Annotated in this window: 1 pseudogene; it reads left to right on the forward strand. The window is 46.1% G+C overall.

From position 1 onward, the window contains the following. Positions 1–531, forward strand: a pseudogene (gene secA / locus R7Q46_RS29995) (preprotein translocase subunit SecA); the annotation flags it as partial.

Genomic DNA, 531 nt, shown 5'->3' on the forward strand with positions numbered 1-531 from the left:
CTGACAAAAGTAATTGGCAGTCGCAACGACCGAACACTGCGCCGCCTTAGAAAAATTGTAAAAGAGATCAATAACTACGAACCAACATTTGAAGCACTTTCAGATGAAGAGCTTAAAGCGAAAACTGTTGAGTTCCGTGAGCGCCTAGAGCAAGGCGAAACTCTTGATAAGCTACTTCCAGAAGCTTTTGCTACTGTTCGTGAAGCGTCTAAACGTGTATACGGTATGCGTCACTTCGACGTGCAGCTCATCGGCGGTATGGTTCTAAATGCAGGCCAAATCGCAGAGATGCGCACGGGTGAAGGTAAAACTCTAACGGCAACTCTTCCTGCTTACCTAAATGCACTTCCTGGTAAAGGTGTACACGTTGTTACGGTCAACGACTACCTCGCTAAACGTGATGCGGAGACAAACCGTCCGCTATTTGAATTCCTAGGTATGACGGTGGGTGTTAACGTGCCGAACATGCCTCCTCAAGAGAAAAAAGAAGCGTACCAAGCTGATATTCTATACGGAACAAACAACGAGTTT

Source organism: Vibrio sp. 811 (genome assembly GCF_033339195.1).